Here is a 1,532-nt window from a genome sequence, read left to right as displayed (position 1 = left end):
CCGAGTTCGCGCAGCAGGGGGGCGGGTAGGGTGGTGTAGGCGGCGCCCGTATCCACTATCGCTTCCAGATCACGGCTTCTCCGGCCTGCGAGATCGGAAATCCGTATCGGCCGGCTGAACGTTCCCATCGAGTGGTACCTCCGTAGGAGCGGGTGGTCGGCGCCGCGAAGTCCAACCTAACGGAGGTTGTAATGCTCGACAAGAGGGTTCTGAGGCTGGCTCGGGGCGCCAACTACGCCTCGCTGGCGACGATGATGCCCGACGGGTCCGTGCAGGTGCATCTGATGTGGGTGGACGCTGACGACGAGCACATCCTGGTCAACACCGAGGTGCACCGGCCCAAGTTCAGGAACATGATGGCCGACCCCCGGGTCACGGTGCTGATCCCCGATGGGGGCAACCCCTTCCACTTCGCCGAGGTGAGGGGAGTGGTGGTGGGCACCGTCACCGGCGCGGAGGCCCGTTCCCACATCGACGCGCTCGCCCACAAGTACCTGGGGGTGGACGAGTACCCGAACCCGATCACCTCGGAGCGGGCCATCGTCAAGATCGCCCCCCAGCGGGTGCTGGTCTTCCCGCCCGGCTGATCGTGGAGGCGGTCCTGTTCGACCTGGATCGGACCCTCATCGACCTCCAGACCTACACCGACTACGGCGCAGCCTGGCAGGACACGGAGTCGATGATCGGGTCCTGGGACGATCTGCCCACACCGGCAACCGATTGGGATGCCCCGACGCAGCGCTGCATGTCGATCCTGGTGGCCCTCAGCGGGGATCCCAGGTGGACGGAGGTATCGGAGGCGATAGCAGTCCATGAGATGGCCGCGGTCGCCGCTTCCCATGCCATGCCCCGCCTCGAACAGGCCCTGAAGCTCGCCCAGGGCACCCCGCGGGCGGTGGTGACGCTGGTGGCGGAGGCGCCGGCTCGGGCTGTCCTGGCCAGACACGGGGTGGACACACCCGTGCTGGTTCCCAGGCGCCCGGACCTGCGGCCCAAGCCGGCGGCCGATCAGCTTCTCGAGGCTTGCCGGCTGCTCGGCGCAACCCCCTCCCGGACGGTGATGATCGGCGACTCGACCTGGGACCGCGAGGCCGCCGCCAAGGCCGGGTGCGGGTTCGTGGGCGTGGCCGCCACCGAGGACGGCGCAACCCGGTTCGGCGAAGGGGTGATCACCGGCCGTGACCTGGTCGAGGCCCTGGAACTGGCGGGCCTGGAAGCCTGATACGGCCCGGCATCACCTCCCCCGGAGGGATGGGTTAACGGCGCAGGCGCTGCAGCCGGCGGTAGGTGGCCATACGCCACAGCCACTCGGCGGGACCGTACCGGAACCGATCCAGCCAGGGCGCCGACCACCAGAGTTGGGCGGCCCAGACCAACCCGATGAAGCCCACCAGCATCGTCCGGGTGAGGTCGGCATCTCCCAATAAGTATCTGAGGATGAGCACGCCCAGCAGGGTCTGGGTCAGGTAGTTGGTGAGGGCCATCCGCCCGGCGGCCCGCAGGCGCCGGTGCAGAGCGGTCTCGGGCCGGCG

The 1,532-nt window shown here is 68.8% G+C and carries 3 protein-coding genes; 2 read left to right on the top strand and 1 reads right to left on the bottom strand.

The genetic code is table 11. The features are described from left to right. Positions 1 to 191 precede the first annotated feature (191 nt). The gene (locus OXK16_03875; GenBank protein ID MDE0375086.1) at positions 192 to 587 is read left to right on the top strand and encodes a TIGR03618 family F420-dependent PPOX class oxidoreductase; all 396 of its coding nucleotides are present in this window, start codon (positions 192 to 194) and stop codon (positions 585 to 587) included. Between the two features lie 2 nt (positions 588 to 589). Then, complete coding sequence (locus tag OXK16_03870; GenBank protein MDE0375085.1) at positions 590 to 1,222, top strand: HAD hydrolase-like protein; 633 nt, start codon at positions 590 to 592, stop codon at positions 1,220 to 1,222. A gap of 34 nt (positions 1,223 to 1,256) precedes the next feature. Here the strand turns inward: OXK16_03870 and OXK16_03865 are convergent. Continuing rightward, a partial coding sequence (locus OXK16_03865) for a DUF418 domain-containing protein (GenBank protein MDE0375084.1) occupies positions 1,257 to 1,532 on the bottom strand: 276 nt, incomplete at its 5' end.

This window comes from bacterium, assembly GCA_028821235.1.
Lineage (GTDB): Bacteria > Actinomycetota > Acidimicrobiia > Spongiisociales > Spongiisociaceae > Spongiisocius.
This window is presented reverse-complemented; position numbering and strand designations above follow the sequence as displayed.

What these genes read in the sequence shown, in the direction of transcription:
- OXK16_03875 (MDE0375086.1), top strand. Translation starts at nt 192, where the DNA reads ATGCTCGACAAGAGGGTTCTGAGGCTGGCTCGGGGCGCCAACTACGCC.